Source organism: Nonomuraea sp. NPDC005983, from assembly GCF_040614375.1.
In the GTDB taxonomy this organism is placed as follows: Bacteria; Actinomycetota; Actinomycetes; order Streptosporangiales; family Streptosporangiaceae; genus Nonomuraea.
This window is the reverse complement of record NZ_JBEXUP010000014.1, coordinates 37,648-53,491: the sequence shown is the minus strand read 5'-3', so window position 1 is coordinate 53,491 and position 15,844 is coordinate 37,648. Positions and strand designations below refer to the sequence as shown.

The following is a 15,844-nucleotide window of genomic DNA, read 5'->3' as shown; positions in this document are numbered from 1 at the left end:
CATGAGCAGCGTCCGTATCGGAGTCGACACCGGGGGCACGTTCACCGACGTGGTGGCCGTGAACGAGGAGACCGGTGAGATCGTCACCACCAAAACGCCCTCGACGCCCGCGAACCCGGCCGACGGGTTCCTGACGGGCATCGGCAGGCTGGGCCCGCTCGACGTCAGCTCCGTCGTGCACGGCACCACCGTGGCCACCAACCAGCTCCTCGAAGACCGCATCGGGAACCTCGGCTTCATCACCACCGAGGGGTTCGAGTTCATCCTGGAGATCGCCAGGCAGAGCGTCCCCGACGGCTACGGCAACTCCTACTTCTGGGTGAAACCGCCCAGGATCGTGCCGGTCCACCTGGTCCGGACCGTCGGAGGGCGGCTCGACCACCTGGGCGAGGAGGTGCGCCCGTTCTCCGAGGAGCAGGCCGTGGAGACGGCCCGCTGGTTCCGGGCCAGGGGGATCACCGCGATCGGCGTCTGCTTCCTGCATGCGTACGCCAATCCGGAGCACGAGCGGCGGATGCGCGACGTGCTGGCGCGCGAGCACCCGGAGGCGGTCGTCTCGCTCTCCAGCGACGTGCTGCGCGAGTACCGCGAGTACGAGCGGTCGGTCACCACGCTGGTCGACGCCGCGGTCAAGCCCGCCATGCGCGGCTACATCGCGAACCTGTCGAGCCGCCTGGGCATGCCGTTCTCGGTGATGAAGTCCAACGGCGGCGTGCTGTCGGCCCGCGAGGTGGTGAACCAGCCGATCACCACCGTGCTGTCGGGTCCCGCCGCGGGCGCGCTGGGGGCCGCGTTGATCGCCTCCACGGCCGGGCACCCGTCCGTGATCACCCTGGACGGCGGGGGCACCTCCACCGACGTGGCCGTGGTGATCGACGGGGAGCCGTCCGTCACGACCGAGGGGTCCGTCGGCCGCTACCCGTGCAAGATCCCGATGATCGACATCGTCACGGTGGGCGCGGGCGGCGGCTCGATCGCCTGGATCTCGCCCGAGGGCACGCTCAAGGTCGGCCCCAGGTCGGCGGGCGCCGACCCGGGCCCGCTCTGCTACGGCCGGGGCGGCACCGAGGTGACGGTCACCGACGCGCACGTCTTCCTCGGCCGGATCCCGCCGCACCTGCTGGGCGGCGAGATCCCGCTCGACGCCGACGCCGCCCGCGCCGGCATCCAGGCCCTGGCCGGCAAGCTCGGCCTCACCCCCGAACGCACCGCGACGGGCATCCTGGAGATCAGCGCGTTCAACCAGAGCAACGCGATCCGCCAGCTCACCGTCAAGCGCGGCCTCGACGTGCGGGACTTCCCGCTGGTCACCTTCGGCGGCTCGGGCCCGCTGCTGGCCTGCCGGCTGATCGACATCCTCGGCCTGCCCGCCGTCGTCGTCCCGCCCGACCCGGGCAACGTGTCGGCCTTCGGCCTGCTCACCGTGGACGTCAAGAACGACTACGTGCGCACCCACGTCACCCGCGACCTGCGGCCCGACACCGCCGCCGCGATCCTCGGCGAGCTGGAGGGCGACGCGGCGGCGGCGCTCACCCACGAGGGCTTCGACGACCCGGTCTACGCGCGCAGCGCCGACCTGCGCTACTACGGCCAGGCGTACGAGGTGCGCGTCCCCGCGCCCGCCGGAGCCGTGGACGAGGCCTGGCGCGAGGAGGTGGTCTCCCGCTTCCACGACGCGCACGAGAAGCTGTACGGCTACGCCTACCGCGACGACCCGCGGCACACCGTCGAATGGGTCAACCTGCGCGTCTCCGGCATCGGGCCGATCAGCCGCCCGGCGATCAGGCGGCTGGCCCCCCGGGAGGGCGAGCCGGTCACGACGTCCAGGACGGTGCACTTCGACGAGCCGCACGACACGACGGTCATCCAGCGTGTGACGCTCGGCCCCGGTGCGGTCGTCGAGGGCCCCGCGGTGATCGAGGAGTACGGCTCGACGATCCCCATCCACCCGGGTTTCACCGCGAAGGTGGACGAGTACGGCAACGTGGAGGTGCGACATGGCTGACCCGATCCTCGTCGAGATCGTCGAAGGCACGCTCGCCTCCGTCGAGAGGGAGGTCGAGACCGCGATCGCGCGCACGGCCAGGTCCCCGATGATCCGCGACGCGCACGACTTCCGGGCCGGGATCCACGACGCGAGCCTGCGCAAGCTCACCGGACGCTCCTACAGCGCGCTCGTCCAGCCGGTGGTCCGCGACTTCCCGATCGACACCATGAAGCCCGGCGACGTCTACTTCCACAACGACGTCTACCTGTCGGAGGGCGGCATCGGCCACCTGCCCGACCTGTGCGTCACGGTCCCGGTCTTCCACGAGGGCGAGGTGGTGGCGTTCGTCCAGGCGTTCGGGCACCACGACGACATCGGCGGCTCCGTCCCAGGGTCGATGCCGTCGCACGCCAGGTCGGTCTTCGAGGAGGGGCTGATGGTCCCGCCGATCAGGCTGTGGGAGGAGGGCGTCCCCAACGAGGCCGCGCTGCGCATCATGACCCGCAACTCCCGCATGCCCGACTCGCTGGCCGGCGACCTGGACGCGGAGTGCTCCGCCTGCCTCATGGGCGCCCGCCGCCTGACCGAGCTGTTCGACCGGTACGGCAGGCAGGCCGTCCAGGAGTGCTTCGACGCGATCATCGACAAGACCACGGAGACGTTCCGCAGGGAGCTGCTCTCCAAGATCCCCGAGGGCACGTACGTCTGGGAGGACTACGCCGAGCACGACGGCGTCGACGCGCCGCGCCTGCACGCCCAGCGCATCACGCTCACCGTGGACCACGCCGCCGACTCGCCGCTGACGATCGACTTCACCGGCACCTCGCCGCAGGCGAAGGGGCCGATCAACCACGCGGGCGACTACGCCGACGGCGTCTTCCTGAAGAAGTGGCTGGCGCCCGTCCTGCGCAACCTCGCCGACACGCCCGAGCGGATGGCCGAGCTGGACGTCAACGAGGGCGTCGTCCCCCTCATCAAGATGATCTTCCCGGAGAAGGGCACCCTGCTCACTCCGGTCTTCCCCGCGCCCACCAACGCCCGCACGTTCGTCATCCTGCGCCTGCTCGGCGTGCTGGCGGGCGTCCTGGCCAAGGCGACGGGCGGGCGGATGCCCGCAGACCAGGAGACGATCCGCTACACCGGCGTCTACGGCGACGGCGGCGACGGTCTGCCGTACCTCATGCGCGAGGTGCTGGGCGGCGGCTCGGGCGGCAGGTGGTACGCCGACGGCGAGGACACCATCCACGTGGTGCCCGACTCGCGCAACATCCCGGTGGAGTTCGCCGAGGCCCGCTGGCCGTTCCGGGTCGAGCGCCTGGCCCTGGCCTGCGACTCGGGCGGCCCCGGCATGTTCAGGGGCGGGCTCGGCTACGACAAGCACATCAGGATGCTGCGCGACGCGTCGTACATGTCCATCGCCGACCGTTCCATCCTGTCGTGCTGGGGGGTGAACGGCGGCCTGGCGGGCCGCCCGTTCCGGGTGGAGATCGCGGGCAAGGAGATGGACGGCCTGGTGGACGACCACCCGGTCCAGGCGGGAGAGCTCATCCGTATCCGCACCACGGGAGGCGGTGGCTGGGGCTCCCCCTACGACCGCGACCCGCGCGCGGTGGCGGCGGACGTCCGCGACGGCAAGGTCTCCATCGCGGGCGCGCTGGGCGACTACGGCGTGGTCCTCGACGGCGACCGCATCGACGAGGCGGGCACCGCCGAACTCCGGGCCCGCCTGCGCACCACCACCGGCCGGTTCTTCGACCGCGGCCCCGGCTACTCGCGGCTGTCCGGCGGCAGGTCCCACGCGGAGGTCGACGAGCTGTAAGGATGGCCGGCTTTCGCCGAGAATAGTCTCCATTTCCCTACGGAATGGAGCAAAGGCGTGCGTATCGCCCTCGCCGGTCTCGCGACCAGCCATCCTTTCACCGACGCCAGGACCCTCGCCCGGCACGCCGAGCTCGTCGTGTGGGAGCCCGACCCGGAGCGGTTGCGGCGCTTCACCGAGGAGCAGCCCGCCGCCACGGTGAAGGGCAGCCTGGACGAGCTCCTGGCCGCCGAGCCCGACGGGGTGGTTTTGACCGTGCCCAACCCGCGGGTGCCGCGGGCGCTGGAGGCGGTGCTGGAGACCGGGGTGGCGTGCTTCGTGAACAAGCCCGCCGCCGCCACCCGGGCCCAGCTCGACGCGCTCGACCGGCTGGACGTCCATGACAGGGTGCTGAGCAGCTCGGTGCTCAGGTTCGCCCCCGCGTTCACGGCCGCCACCGTGGCGCCCGTCGAGCCCGCCGAGGTACTGGCCGTGCGGGCGACCGTCCGGCACGACGTGGGCCTGTGGGCCACCGGCTACAACCCGTGGCAGGACACCCCGGACGAGGGTGGCGGGACGATGGTCACGATGGGCATCCACGGCGTGGAACTGCTCGTCGCGCTCCTCGGCCCCGACGTGCGGCTGGCGGGCGCCGCCGGAGCCGTCCGCCACTACACCGGCCTGCGCTCGGAGGACACCGGCGTGATGGCGCTGCGCTGGGGGAGCGGCATCACCGGAACGGTGGAGATCCTCGGCGTCTCCGACGGCGAGTCCTACACCGTCACCCTGCACAGGCGCGACGGCACCGAGTCGATCGTGATCGAGAGCGGCGAGGACCCGGTCAAGGGCCTCGGCTACGAGGGGACGATCGAGGCGTTCCTGGCGATGGTGGCCGGCGCGCCGAGCCCGGTGCCGTGGAAGGAGACGCGGGCCGTCCTGGACGTCCTGGTCTCCGCCCGGGAGGCCGCCCGTTGACATTCGGACTCTCTCCCAGTTACGGTCTGGACCGTAAATAACGGGAAGGGAGTCCGCGTGCGGACGACAGCGGAACTCGAAGAGCGTCTGGCGCGCCCCAGCGCCGGGCTCGTCGACGATCTGGCCGAACTCGACGGCGACATCATGATCCTGGGCGCGGGCGGCAAACTGGGCCCCAGCCTGGTGCGGCTGGCGCTCAACACCACCGGGCGCGACAGGCGCGTCATCGCCGTGTCCCGCTTCTCCGAGCCCGGCCTGGCCCAGGCGCTCCAGGAGGACGGCGCCACCGTCGTCCCGGCCGACGTGGCCGACGAGCAGCAGCTCCGCGACCTGCCCGACGCCCCGAACGTCGTCTTCCTGGTCGGGGCCAAGTTCGGCACCCAGGGCCGCGAGCACGCCACCTGGTTCACCAACGCCTACCTGCCCGGACGGGTCGCCGACCGCTTCCGCGACAGCCGGATCGCCGCCCTGTCGACCGGCAACGTCTACCCGCTCGTGCCCGTCACCAGCGGCGGCTGCACCGAGAGCACGCCCGTGGGCCCCGTCGGCGAGTACGCGATGAGCTGCCTCGGCAGGGAGCGGGTGCTGTCGCACTTCTCCGAGACCTACGGCACCCGCCTGTCGCTGATCCGCCTCAACTACGCGGTCGAGCTGCGGTACGGCGTGCTCGTGGACCTCGCCCAGAAAGTCCTGGCGGGCGAGCCCATCGACCTCGCCACGGGCCAGGTCAACGTGGTGTGGCAGGGGTACGCCAACGAGGTCGTCCTCAGGTCGCTGCTCCTCGCCGGCACGCCCCCGTACGTGCTCAACCTCACCGGCCCCGAGCTGGTCTCCGTCCGCCAGGCCGCCCAGGACCTCGGCGCGGCCCTCGGCAAGGAGCCGGTGTTCACCGGCGAGGAGGCGCCTACCGCGCTGCTGTCCAACGCCGGCCTCTGCCACCGGCTGTTCGGCTACCCCGAGATCACGCCGGCCGAGCTGATCGAGCACACCGCGCGCTGGGTCGCCGGCGGCGGGCCGCTGCTCGGCAAGCCCACCAAGTTCGAACGCCGCGATGGCCGTTTCTGACTTCCCAGCCACCGACCAAGGGGGACCTCACGTGCTCAGCACGGCTCAGCAGGCGCACACGTCCGTACGCGACCTGTTCAGGCGCGGCCTGGTGATTCCGGCGCACCCGCTGGCGCTGACCGAGGGCAGGAAGCTCGACGAGCGCCGGCAGCGGGCGCTCACCCGCTACTACCTGGAGGCGGGCGCGGGCGGGCTGGCGGTGGGCGTCCACACCACCCAGTTCGCCATCCACGGCACGGACCTCCTGTCGCCCGTCCTCGAACTGGCCGCCCGCACGGCCGGCGAGTACGAGCGCGAGGTGGTGCTGGTCGCGGGCGCCACCGGCCCCACCCGCCAGGCCGTGGCGGAGGCCGAGCTGGCCAGGTCGCTCGGCTACCACATGGTGCTGCTCAGCCCCTACCGCGAGCTGGACGAGGACGCGCTCGTCGAGCGGGCCCGCGCCGTGGGGGAGGTGCTGCCGGTCATCGGCTTCTACCTGCAGCCCGCCGTCGGCGGCCGGCCGCTGTCACGGGAGTTCTGGACGCGCCTGGCCGCGATCGACTCGGTGGCCGGCATCAAGGTCGCGCCCTTCGACCGCTACCGGACCCTCGACGTCCTGCACGGCGTCGTCCGCGCCGGACGTGCCGGGGACGTCGCCCTCTACACCGGCAACGACGACCACATTCTGGCGGACCTCATCACCCCGCACCGCGTCGTCGTGGACGGCCGCGAGGTCCAGGTCGAGTTCGTCGGCGGGCTGCTCGGCCAGTGGGCGGTCTGGGTCCGGCGGGCGGTGGAGCTCCTGGAGGAGGCCAAGCTGGCCCGCGCGGGCGGCGACGACGCGTCGATCAGGCGCCTGCTCACCCTCGACGGCCACCTGACGGACGCCAACGCCGCCATCTTCGACTCGGCGAACGCCTTCCACGGCTGCATCCCCGGCATCCACGAGGTGCTCCGCCGCCAGGGGCTCCTGGCGGGACGCTGGTGCCTGGACCCCGCCGAGGACCTCTCGCCGGGGCAGCTCGCCGAGATCGACCGCGTCTGCGCGGCCTACCCGTGGCTCCGCGACGACGACTTCGTCACCGCCGGTCTCGACCGTTGGCTCTCCTGATCCCTCGCGGCGCCTCCGGGCCGTCCGCCCCCGCCTCGCGCGGGGCGGCGCACGGAGGCGGGCGCGGGGTGTCAGAGGGTGAGGCGGTAGAGGGTCAGCGGCCGGCCGCTGGAGCCGCTGGTGAGGTTGCCCGTGCGCTCGGCGAGCCCCGCCAGCTCCAGGCGGTGCAGCATGCGGCGGGCCGTGCGCTGCTGGACCGCCAGGCGGTCGGCGATCTCGCGGGTCGTGAGCGGCTCGTCGCCGGCCGCCGCCCGAGCCTCCAGGAGCTTCTCCAGCGTGAGCACCGAGAGCCCGACGCGCCGGGCGATCACCGCGAGGTTCTGCTCGCCCGCGGGCGTGGTGGTCACCGACTCCAGGACGATGTCCGTGTCGGCCCGCAGCGACAGCACCGCGGCGACGTCCCCGATGCGGCGGGCGCGGGCGAGCGCACGGCGGGCCAGGCTCTCCGCCTCCGCCGCGCTGCGCCCCAGGCCGAAGCCGACCCGCACGACCTGGTTCTGCGCCGCCAGCCGCGCCAGCATGGGCAGCCCGGTGAAGCCGCCCGTGGCGTCGTGCAGCGGCCCGCGGGTGGTGACCAGCAGGTGGGTGCCGCCGCGGAAGGCCGCCAGCGTGCCGCCGAGCGCGGTGGCCTCGCGCAGCAGCCCCTCCTCGTTCTCCACCTCGACCAGGCCGAGCGCGATCTGCGCGTCCTCCTGGGCCTGCCCCTCGGTGGTCAGCAGCAGCTGCCGCAGCGCCACCCGGACCGAGTGGACCGACGGGGCGAGCCGCAGCACCTGCATCTCGTCGCGCAGGGCCTCGTGCACCGAGCTCAGGCAGGTGATCACGGCGTGCGCGGGGCCGCGCCGATGGAAGGCGACGGCCTTCTTGGACGTCATCTCCGGACGGTAGGAGAGCGTGCGCAGCTCCTCCGTCGGCAGCCCGGCCTCGGTGAACGTGGCGTGCACGTCGGCGGCCGAGAGCGTGTCGATCGACAGGCGGGTCACATCGCGGCCCTCGTGCTGGAGGCGTACCAGGGCGCTGAGCAGTGTCGCGCCCGAGTAGTCGACGAACGCCGCCGGGCGCGACAGCACGTCCGCGTCGCGCGACAGCATGTACGGCACGATGCCGGTGAACAGCCACCCCTCGACGGCGGAGGCGTGCGCGTCGACGATCGCGGGGGCCTGCGACTCGTGGTCGTAGTCGAGGCGGAGCGTGCTGACGCCCGGCTGCTCCTCGCACGTGGCCGCGACGTCGTCGACCAGGTCATGCGGGCCGACGACCCCGATGACGATTCCCATCGCGCCTCCCTCTCGCTCATTACGGTCAAGACCGCAATTATAACCTGTGAGGTGTCCAGTGAAGTTCCCGTCGATGGCGGAAGCCGACGGCCGTACCCTCGGCGACGAGGAGGTGGCCGCCGCCGAGCGGGTGATCCGCTCGGGCATGCTCAACTCCGTCTGGGGGACGGAGGTGCGGGCGCTCGAACGCGAGACGGCCGCCCTGTACGGCCTGCGTCACGCGATCGCCTGCAGCTCGGGCACCGCAGCCCTCCATCTGTCGGTGGTGGCGGCTGCGCCGGACCCCGGGGACGAGATCATCACGACGCCGATCACGGACTTCGGCACCGTGGCCCCCATCTTGGCGCAGAACGCCGTCCCTGTCTTCGCGGACGTGGACCCCTCCGACGGCAATCTCGACCCGGACGCCGTCGCCGCCCTCATCGGGCCGCGTACCAGGGCCATCATGGCGGTCCACCTGTTCGGGGCGCCGGCCCGCGTGGACGAGCTGCGCGCCCTGGCCGACGCGCACGGCCTGGTGCTGATCGAGGACTGCGCGCAGGCCTGGCTCACCGAGCTGCCCCCGGCGCTCCCCACAGCGCTCCCCACAGCGGCGGGGCGGCTGGCGGGGGCCGTCGGGCACGTGGGGTGTCTCAGCCTGCAGCAGTGGAAGCACATCACCTGCGGCGACGGCGGGATCGTGGTCACCGACGACGATGAGGCGGCCCGCAGGATGCGGCTGTTCTCCGACAAGGGGTGGGACCGGGCCGCCGGGCGGTCGCACGCCAGCTTCGGCCTCAACTACCGGATGACGGAGCTGCAGGGCGCCGTCGCGCGGGCGCAACTGGCCAAGCTGCCCGCCGTCGTCGCGGCCCGCCGCCGCACCGCGGAGCGGCTGCTCGACGCCCTGAAAGGCGTCCCGGGCCTGCGCCTGCCCCGGCGGGAGGGGCACGCCTGGTGGCTGTTCCCCGTCGTCCTGCCGGACGGCGGCGCGCCGGAGCTGGCCGCCCGCCTGGCCGAGTCGGGGATTCCGGCGCGGGCCGGATATCTGAACGAGCCGTTGAACCGCGCCCCGGTCTGGGACGTCCCCATCTACGGGACGTCCCGCTACCCCCTGGACGGCTACCGCCCCAACCCCTGCCCGGAGGCGGAACGCCTGGTCGCGGAGGCACTCCTGGTCATCGACTGGAACGAGAACTACACGGACGACCACGTCGCCCACATAGCCCAGGAGATCACGAAATTTCGGGACCTGTCGTAGTCACGGTTCGGAGTCGGGGATTGACCCGGCAAGAAGCTGTCACTAGGTTTCGGTCAGGACCGGTATTATTTGAAAGGATGCCGCCGATGAGAAAGCACGCGGCAGTCGGCGTGGCCGTCGCCCTGAGCATCGCAGCCGCTGGGTGCGGATCGAGCGGCTCGGACAAGGCCACTGTCACCCTGTGGATGTACCCCGTCATCTCGGACCAGGCGAAGAGCCTGGCGTTCTGGGGCAAGATCGAGAAGGACTTCGAGGCCAAGAATCCCACGATCGACCTCAAGATCGACCAGCAGCCCTGGGAGGGCCGTCAGGAGAAGGTGACGACCGCGCTGGTCTCGAAGAAGGGGTTCGACGTCGTCGTCCTCGGCCCCGACCAGATCCCCCAGTACGCCCAGCAGGGCACCATCGAGCCGGTGGACGAGGTGGTCGCCCCGGCCAAGGCCTCCTACCTGCCGAACTCGCTGGCCGCGCTGACCGTCGGCGGCAAGGTCTACGGAGTCCCGATCTACCAGACGATCACCGCCCCCATCTACAACAAGAAGCTGTTCGCCGAGGCGGGCGTCACCAAGGTGCCCGAGACCCTGGCCGAGCTGAAGGAGGCGGCGCCCAAGCTCGCCGCCAAGAAGGTGGCCGTGCTCGACTACCCGGGCGATCCCGAGGTCAGCCTCAACCAGAGCTTCTACCCGATCCTGTGGGCCAACGGCGGCAGCGTCTTCGCCCCCGACGGTAAGAGCGCCGCCTTCAACGGCCCCGAGGGCGTCGAGAGCCTGCAGTTCCTGCTCGACCTCAAGGCGCTGGGCGGCCTGCCCGCCAACGTCGCCAGCAAGCGCAACGACATCGAGGGCGGTGCGCTCGCCGCCGGCAAGACCGCGATGTACCACGCCGCCACCGCCCTCCAGGTCACCCAGCTCGGCACCGCGATCGGCGCCGAGAACGTCGGCATCGGCCTGCCGCTGGAAGGCAAGAAACGGGTCGCGTTCGGCATCCCGGGCGCGCTCGTGCTCGCCAAGCACACCGAGAACAAGGACGCGGCCAAGAAGGTCGCCACCTTCCTCGCCTCCCCCGAGGTCACCGCGCAGCTGGCGAAGGAGTCGGGCTTCTACCCCGCGCGCACCGACGTGAGCGTGCCCGACCAGTCGGAGGCGGCCAAGGAGTTCGCCAAGTCCCTCCAGTACGCCTTCCCCGGCGACGCCCACCCCAAGGCCCGGCAGGTCATGAGCGTCATCGGCCCGCACATCCAGGCCGCCCTGCTCGGCAAGGAGGACGCGAAGACGGCGCTCGACGCGGCGGCCAAGGAGGCCAACACGCTGCTGTCCAGCGGCGGCTGAGCGACGAAAGGATCGCTGGTGCGTCAACGCTTGCGGGACCCGGTCACCGGCCTGCTGTTCGTACTGCCCGTGCTCGTCCTGTTCCTGGTCTTCCGGATCTTCCCCTCGCTCGGCGCGGCAGGCATGAGCCTGACGAACTGGAACATCGGCGGCGACTGGGACTTCGTCGGTGCGGACAACTACGCCAGACTGCTGGACGACGTCAACTTCTGGATCAGCCTGCGCGTCACACTCGTCTACGTGGCGATCTACGTGCCGCTCACCGTGCTGGTCTCGCTCGGGACGGCGCTGCTGCTCAACCAGGTCGTCTTCCTGCGCGGCCTGTTCCGGGGCATGCTGTTCCTCCCGTACGTCACGAGCTTCGTGCTCGCCGGCATCATCTGGCGGTGGATCTACGACTTCGACGGCCTGATCAACGGTCTGCTGGCCAAGGCGGACCTCGGGCCGGTGGCCTTCCTCGAGCAGGCCTCGCTGGCGCTGCCCGCCATCGCGGTGGTGTCGGTGTGGAAGGGGTTCGGCTACTCGATGCTGATCCTGCTGGCCGGGTTGAAGTCGATCCCGGCCTCGTACCTGGAAGCCGCCCGCGTCGACGGCGCGTCCGCCTGGCAGCGGTTCCGGCGGATCACGCTGCCGCTGCTCAGGCCGACGCTCTTCTTCGTCCTGGTGATCGAGACGATCAGCGCGTTCCAGACCTTCGACACCGTCTACGTGATGACGGGCGGCGGCCCGGCCAGGGGCACCTACCTGCTCATCTACGGCATCTACCACAACGGCTTCAGGTCCTTCGACTTCGGCTACGCCGCAACCTGGGGCATGGTCCTGTTCGCCATCGTGCTGGTCATCTCGCTGATCCAGCGCCGCTTCCTGGACCGGGGGAACACTTGACCTCCTCCCCTTCCTGAAGGAGGGGGAGTCCCACGGTCACCCGTGAGCCTTCCTGCTTCACCGCCGACCGCCCGCCAGAGAGAGGAACTCACCTTGAGGTCTTACACCGGCTCCACAGGCGTTTCACCTCTCCGCCAGCCCGGCGGCGAGGACACCAAAAACCGTTCCTTCGGCAGCTTGGTTATCGCCACCGTCACACACAGTACCGAATGCTGCGGCACTGCACAGCGTTTCCTCCCCAGCCTGAAGACGGGGGTTTCCACGCTCGAGGAGTCTCGATGACCATCACGCGAGCCGGCAGCGTCCGGGCGGGAACGGCGACGGCGAAGGCGGCCCGCCCTCGGGCGCCCAAGCGCCGGCGGTGGCGCCGGTGGCCGCTCGTGGCGCTGCTCGCCGTGCTGTCGGTGCTCACGGTCAGCCCGTTCGTGGCCATGGTGGTGGTGGCGCTCACCCCGGCGGGCAAGCCCACGGTGCCGGCCCAGTGGCCGGAGTCGCTCACCCTCGACAACCTCGTCCAGGTGCTGTCGGCCTCCGGCTTCGTGGGGTGGACGATCAACTCGCTGGTGTACGCGCTGGTCTCGGTGGTGATCATCCTGATCACCTCGTCGATGGCCGGTTACGCCTTCGCCAAGAAGCGCTTCCCCGGACGCGACGCGATGTTCTGGACGTTCCTCGCCACCATGATGGTGCCGTTCCAGGCGACGCTCATCCCGATGTTCGTGCTGGTCAACAGCCTCGACGGAGTCGACACGTTCTGGGGGCTGATCGTGCCGACGCTGGCCAACTCCCAGGCGGTCTTCCTGATGCGCCAGTTCATCCTGGGCCTGCCGGACGAGCTGTTCGACGCGGCCAAGGTCGACGGCGCGTCCGAGCTGCGCGTCTACTGGACGATCGTGATCCCGCTGACCAAGCCCATCCTGGCCACGCTCGGCGTGTTCGTGTTCCTGTGGCACTGGAACGACTTCCTGTGGCCGCTGGTCGTCGGGCAGAGCGACGCGACCCGCACCCTGACGGTCGGGCTGACCACGCTGCGAACCGAGGAGACGCAGCTCGCCGTCCTGATGAGCTCGGCGGCGGTCTCGGTCATCCCGTGCCTGCTGGTGTTCTTCCTGTTGCAGCGCTACCTGGTCAACAGCATCGCGATGACCGGCCTCAAATAGGCTGCCGCATGTGGACATCTCGGCACAGACCCTGCGTGACCGGCTGAGCGGCGCCCTCATCGCCGCCGCGGCCACCCCCATGACGGAATCGGGCGAGGTGGACGCGGACGTCGTCGCCCGCTACTTCGCGAGCCTGGTCGACGACGGCGCCGACGCCCTGGCCGTCCTCGCCCACACTGGCCGCGGCCCGTTCCTGACTCCCGATACCCGGGCCATGGTGGTGGAACGCGCGCTCGCCCTCGGCGTCCCCGTGATCGTGGGCGTCGCCGGCGGCGCGGGCGAGGCCGGGCGGCAGGCGCAAGCCGCCGCCGAGCTGGGTGCGCACGGGGTGCTGGTGTTCCCGCCGGAGGGCGGTAGTGAGGACGGCGGCGAGGACGGCGTCAGGGCGGCTGTGCACGAGGAGGTGTGGCAGGCGGCCCGCCTGCCCATGATCGCCTTCGACCTCTACACGCGCCCCTGCCCGCCGGACGTGATGCGGGAGGTCCTCCGGCACCCCGGCGTGGCGGCGCTCAAGACGGCCCTCCTGTCGGACGCGATGGGCTGCCAGCGGGTGATCGCCCTCACCAGGGAGGCGGGCAGGCTGGCCATCACCGGCGAGGACCGCATGTTCGGCCCCTCGCTGCTGTGGGGGGCGCAGGCGGCGCTCGTGGGCATCGCGGCGGCGACGGTCGAGGCGACCGCGGCGGTCATGACCGCCTACCGGGGCGCGGACCTGCGCGCCTTCGAGGAGGCGTCCGCCCGTCTCGACAGGCTCGCCCAGGCCACGTTCACCGCCCCCATGGAGGGCTACGTCCAGCGCATGCTGTGGCTGGCGGCGGCGGAGGGCCGGATCCCGGAGACGCACGCGCACGACCCCTACGGCCCCGCCCTGCCCGCCGGCGAGCGGGCAGGCGTGGTCGAACACCGCGTCGAACGCCGTATCCAACCCCGTGTCGAACCCCGTGTCGAACACCGGGGGCACCGGCCGCCAGGAGGCGCGCGGCGCGACGACCGGCACCGGCCGGCGTAGCAGGGCGTCAGGAGGCGTGCGGGGGACGCATTCAGCGGTGGCCGCTGATCGCGATGCGCACCAGGTTGCGCCCGCGCACCCCGTACAGGGCCCTGCCGGACGGGTCCAGCGCGAGCTTCGGCTCGCCGCCGAACCACTGCCCCGCCAGGCCCTCGACGATCGTCTTCGCGGTGAAGGCGGCGAGGTCCAGCTTGTAGACCTGGTCGCCGTCGCTGCAGTAGGCGACGCGGCCGGTCACGAACAGCTCGCCGCCCTTCGCGCCGACCTTGAGCGTCCTGGTGACCTTCCTGGTGCGCGGGTCGAACTCGAAGACGTCCCCTGTGCTCGCCATCCCGTACACGAAGTCGGAGCCCAGCGCCAGGCTGGTGATCGAGCGCGCGCCGGGGACGGGCTCGACCTGCCAGAGCAGCTTCCTGCCGACCAGGTCGAAGGCCGCCAGGCGGGCGGTCGTGGTGACCGGCGGCAGGCCGAGCCCCTCCTGGATGAGGGTGCCGAGGTAGGCGGTGCCGTGCCGGGCCACCACCGAGTAGACGGTCTGCCGCTCGACGACCGGCCGGTAGGTCTCGTACCTGCCGGTTCGCGGGGAGTAGAGCGACAGCGCGCCGTTCATGTGGCCGGGTTCCGGCTGGGTCGGCATCACGACCAGGCCGGTCTTGGCGTCGTAGGCGAGGTCGCGGGGGCGGTCCTGCTGGTTCCCCGTGCGAGCGAGCAGCCGCGCCTCGGCCTCGCCCGCGTGATGCGCGTACAGGGCCGCCTGCGTGTAGACGCCGAGGTAGGTGGTGTCGCCGACGGTGAGCAGGGTCTTCGGCTCGCCCGCGATGCCGAGCCTGGTGACCTTGCCGGTGGCCAGGTCGTGTACGTCGGCGCCGCCTTTGCCGCCGACGTACACGCGCCGCCCGTCGCTGTGGACGGACATCGGCTCCTCCGGCGCGGCCTTGAACCCGCGCTGGACGAGATTGCGGTACTCCAGCGCCCCGGTCGCTGGGTCGTAGACGAAGACGGCGCTGTCCTGGATGCCGTAGACGCGCCCCTCGTGCGCCAGCAGCCGGTGGGTGAGCGCCTCGAAGTACGGGACGCCGAGCACCTCGAGCTTCCCGGTGGCCAGCTCGCAGCGGTAGAAGGTGCCCGAGGGGCGTCCGGCGAAGTAGACGTACCCGTCGTGGATGAGGACCGCGACGACGTACTTCTCGCCCGGGGCGCTCGCCTTGACGACCAGGTGGTTCGACGGGTTCGCCTTCTCCAGGATGACCAGCTCGGCCAGGGAGTTCATGCCTCCGGCGAGATGGGTGTCGGACATCGCCATGCTCGACACCCAGTCGCGGTTCGCCAGTTCGGCGGGCAGCAGGTCGCGCTTCTCGCCGGTGGCCCTGTCGATCGCGACGAGGTGGGCGTGGGAGCCGATGCCCGCGTAGACGTACCTGTCGTCGGCCTGGATGCTGCGGACGTACGCCTCGCCGGGCGCGGGCTGGCCCAGGTCCCGGCTCTGGCCGGTGGCCGGGTCGTACTCCCACACGCGCCCCGGTTCTGACGTCCCCATGTAGACCTTGCCGTCGGGGGAGGAGGCCATCGTCCAGATGTAGTGGTCGGGGTACTCGGCGACCTTCGTGACCGTTCCCGCGACGGTGTCGAGCCTGTACAGGTCGGACCTGGCGTGGGTGCCCACGTAGACGTCGGTGCCGACCTTGCACATGGCCCAGATGCCGACGCCGGTGGGGATGTCGAAGTGCGCGGTGACCGTGTCCTTGGCGAGGTCGTAGGCGCCGACGACGTTCGGCGACAGCCCGCGCGACCCCGCGTACAGGACGCCGCCGACGAACTCGCCGTTGCCGAGCGGGCTGGCGACGCTCGCGGGCCCCAGGTCCGTGAGGTCGCCCTCGCGCGGCTCCGTCGCGGCTCGCGCCGGCAGGGCGGGGAGGGGGGCGAGGGTGGGGAGGGAGGCGGCGGCGGCCACCTGGAGGAAACGTCGGCGGGGGATCATGGGCAACTCCCTGGTGAGGTTCGCCGCACGCTATAACGGGCTGGGCCGTAAT

The 15,844-nt window shown here is 71.4% G+C and carries 12 protein-coding genes; 10 read left to right on the top strand and 2 right to left on the bottom strand.

Annotation, left to right across the window (positions count from 1 at the left end; all coding sequences use genetic code 11):
* The first annotated feature begins 1 nt into the window (after window position 1).
* The 5 genes from ABZ297_RS09630 to ABZ297_RS09610 are packed head-to-tail and all read left to right on the top strand — an operon-like array spanning window position 2 to window position 6,915.
* The gene (locus tag ABZ297_RS09630; protein ID WP_355342121.1) at window positions 2–2,005 is read left to right on the top strand and encodes a hydantoinase/oxoprolinase family protein; all 2,004 of its coding nucleotides are present in this window, start codon (window positions 2–4) and stop codon (window positions 2,003–2,005) included.
* Window positions 1,998–3,806, top strand: a complete 1,809-nt coding sequence (locus tag ABZ297_RS09625) for a hydantoinase B/oxoprolinase family protein (protein WP_355342118.1) — start codon at window positions 1,998–2,000, stop codon at window positions 3,804–3,806. Before ABZ297_RS09630 ends, ABZ297_RS09625 begins: the two co-directional genes overlap by 8 nt.
* A 57-nt stretch (window positions 3,807–3,863) precedes the next feature.
* Window positions 3,864–4,760: a Gfo/Idh/MocA family oxidoreductase gene (locus ABZ297_RS09620; RefSeq protein WP_355342115.1), complete on the top strand. Its 897-nt coding sequence runs from the start codon at window positions 3,864–3,866 to the stop codon at window positions 4,758–4,760.
* Window positions 4,761–4,817: 57 nt separating this feature from the next.
* Window positions 4,818–5,825 carry an NAD-dependent epimerase/dehydratase family protein gene (locus tag ABZ297_RS09615; RefSeq protein WP_355342112.1) on the top strand — a complete coding sequence of 336 codons (1,008 nt, stop codon included), beginning with the start codon at window positions 4,818–4,820 and terminating at the stop codon, window positions 5,823–5,825.
* 31 nt (window positions 5,826–5,856) lie between these two features.
* Complete coding sequence (locus tag ABZ297_RS09610; RefSeq protein ID WP_355342109.1) at window positions 5,857–6,915, top strand: dihydrodipicolinate synthase family protein; 1,059 nt, start codon at window positions 5,857–5,859, stop codon at window positions 6,913–6,915.
* Between the two features lie 71 nt (window positions 6,916–6,986).
* On the opposite strand, the gene ABZ297_RS09605 is transcribed toward ABZ297_RS09610, so the two are convergent.
* On the bottom strand, window positions 6,987–8,192 hold the full coding sequence (locus ABZ297_RS09605; protein WP_355342106.1) for a hypothetical protein: 1,206 nt from the start codon (window positions 8,190–8,192) through the stop codon (window positions 6,987–6,989).
* 58 nt (window positions 8,193–8,250) lie between these two features.
* Between ABZ297_RS09605 and ABZ297_RS09600 the strand changes: the two genes are divergently transcribed.
* The 5 genes from ABZ297_RS09600 to ABZ297_RS09580 all read left to right on the top strand — a co-directional run bounded on the left by ABZ297_RS09600 (window position 8,251) and on the right by ABZ297_RS09580 (window position 13,814).
* Window positions 8,251–9,432 carry a DegT/DnrJ/EryC1/StrS family aminotransferase gene (locus tag ABZ297_RS09600; RefSeq protein ID WP_355342103.1) on the top strand — a complete coding sequence of 394 codons (1,182 nt, stop codon included), beginning with the start codon at window positions 8,251–8,253 and terminating at the stop codon, window positions 9,430–9,432.
* A gap of 86 nt (window positions 9,433–9,518) precedes the next feature.
* Window positions 9,519–10,760 (top strand): sugar ABC transporter substrate-binding protein, encoded by a 1,242-nt coding sequence (locus tag ABZ297_RS09595; RefSeq protein WP_355342100.1) that lies wholly within the window; start codon window positions 9,519–9,521, stop codon window positions 10,758–10,760.
* A gap of 18 nt (window positions 10,761–10,778) precedes the next feature.
* Window positions 10,779–11,645 (top strand): sugar ABC transporter permease, encoded by an 867-nt coding sequence (locus ABZ297_RS09590; RefSeq protein ID WP_355342097.1) that lies wholly within the window; start codon window positions 10,779–10,781, stop codon window positions 11,643–11,645.
* A gap of 278 nt (window positions 11,646–11,923) precedes the next feature.
* The gene (locus tag ABZ297_RS09585; protein WP_355342094.1) at window positions 11,924–12,805 is read left to right on the top strand and encodes a carbohydrate ABC transporter permease; all 882 of its coding nucleotides are present in this window, start codon (window positions 11,924–11,926) and stop codon (window positions 12,803–12,805) included.
* A 10-nt stretch (window positions 12,806–12,815) separates the two neighbouring features.
* The gene (locus tag ABZ297_RS09580; RefSeq protein ID WP_355342091.1) at window positions 12,816–13,814 is read left to right on the top strand and encodes a dihydrodipicolinate synthase family protein; all 999 of its coding nucleotides are present in this window, start codon (window positions 12,816–12,818) and stop codon (window positions 13,812–13,814) included.
* A gap of 31 nt (window positions 13,815–13,845) precedes the next feature.
* On the opposite strand, the gene ABZ297_RS09575 is transcribed toward ABZ297_RS09580, so the two are convergent.
* On the bottom strand, window positions 13,846–15,792 hold the full coding sequence (locus ABZ297_RS09575) for a hypothetical protein (protein ID WP_355342088.1): 1,947 nt from the start codon (window positions 15,790–15,792) through the stop codon (window positions 13,846–13,848).
* Between the last annotated feature and the right edge of the window lie 52 nt (window positions 15,793–15,844).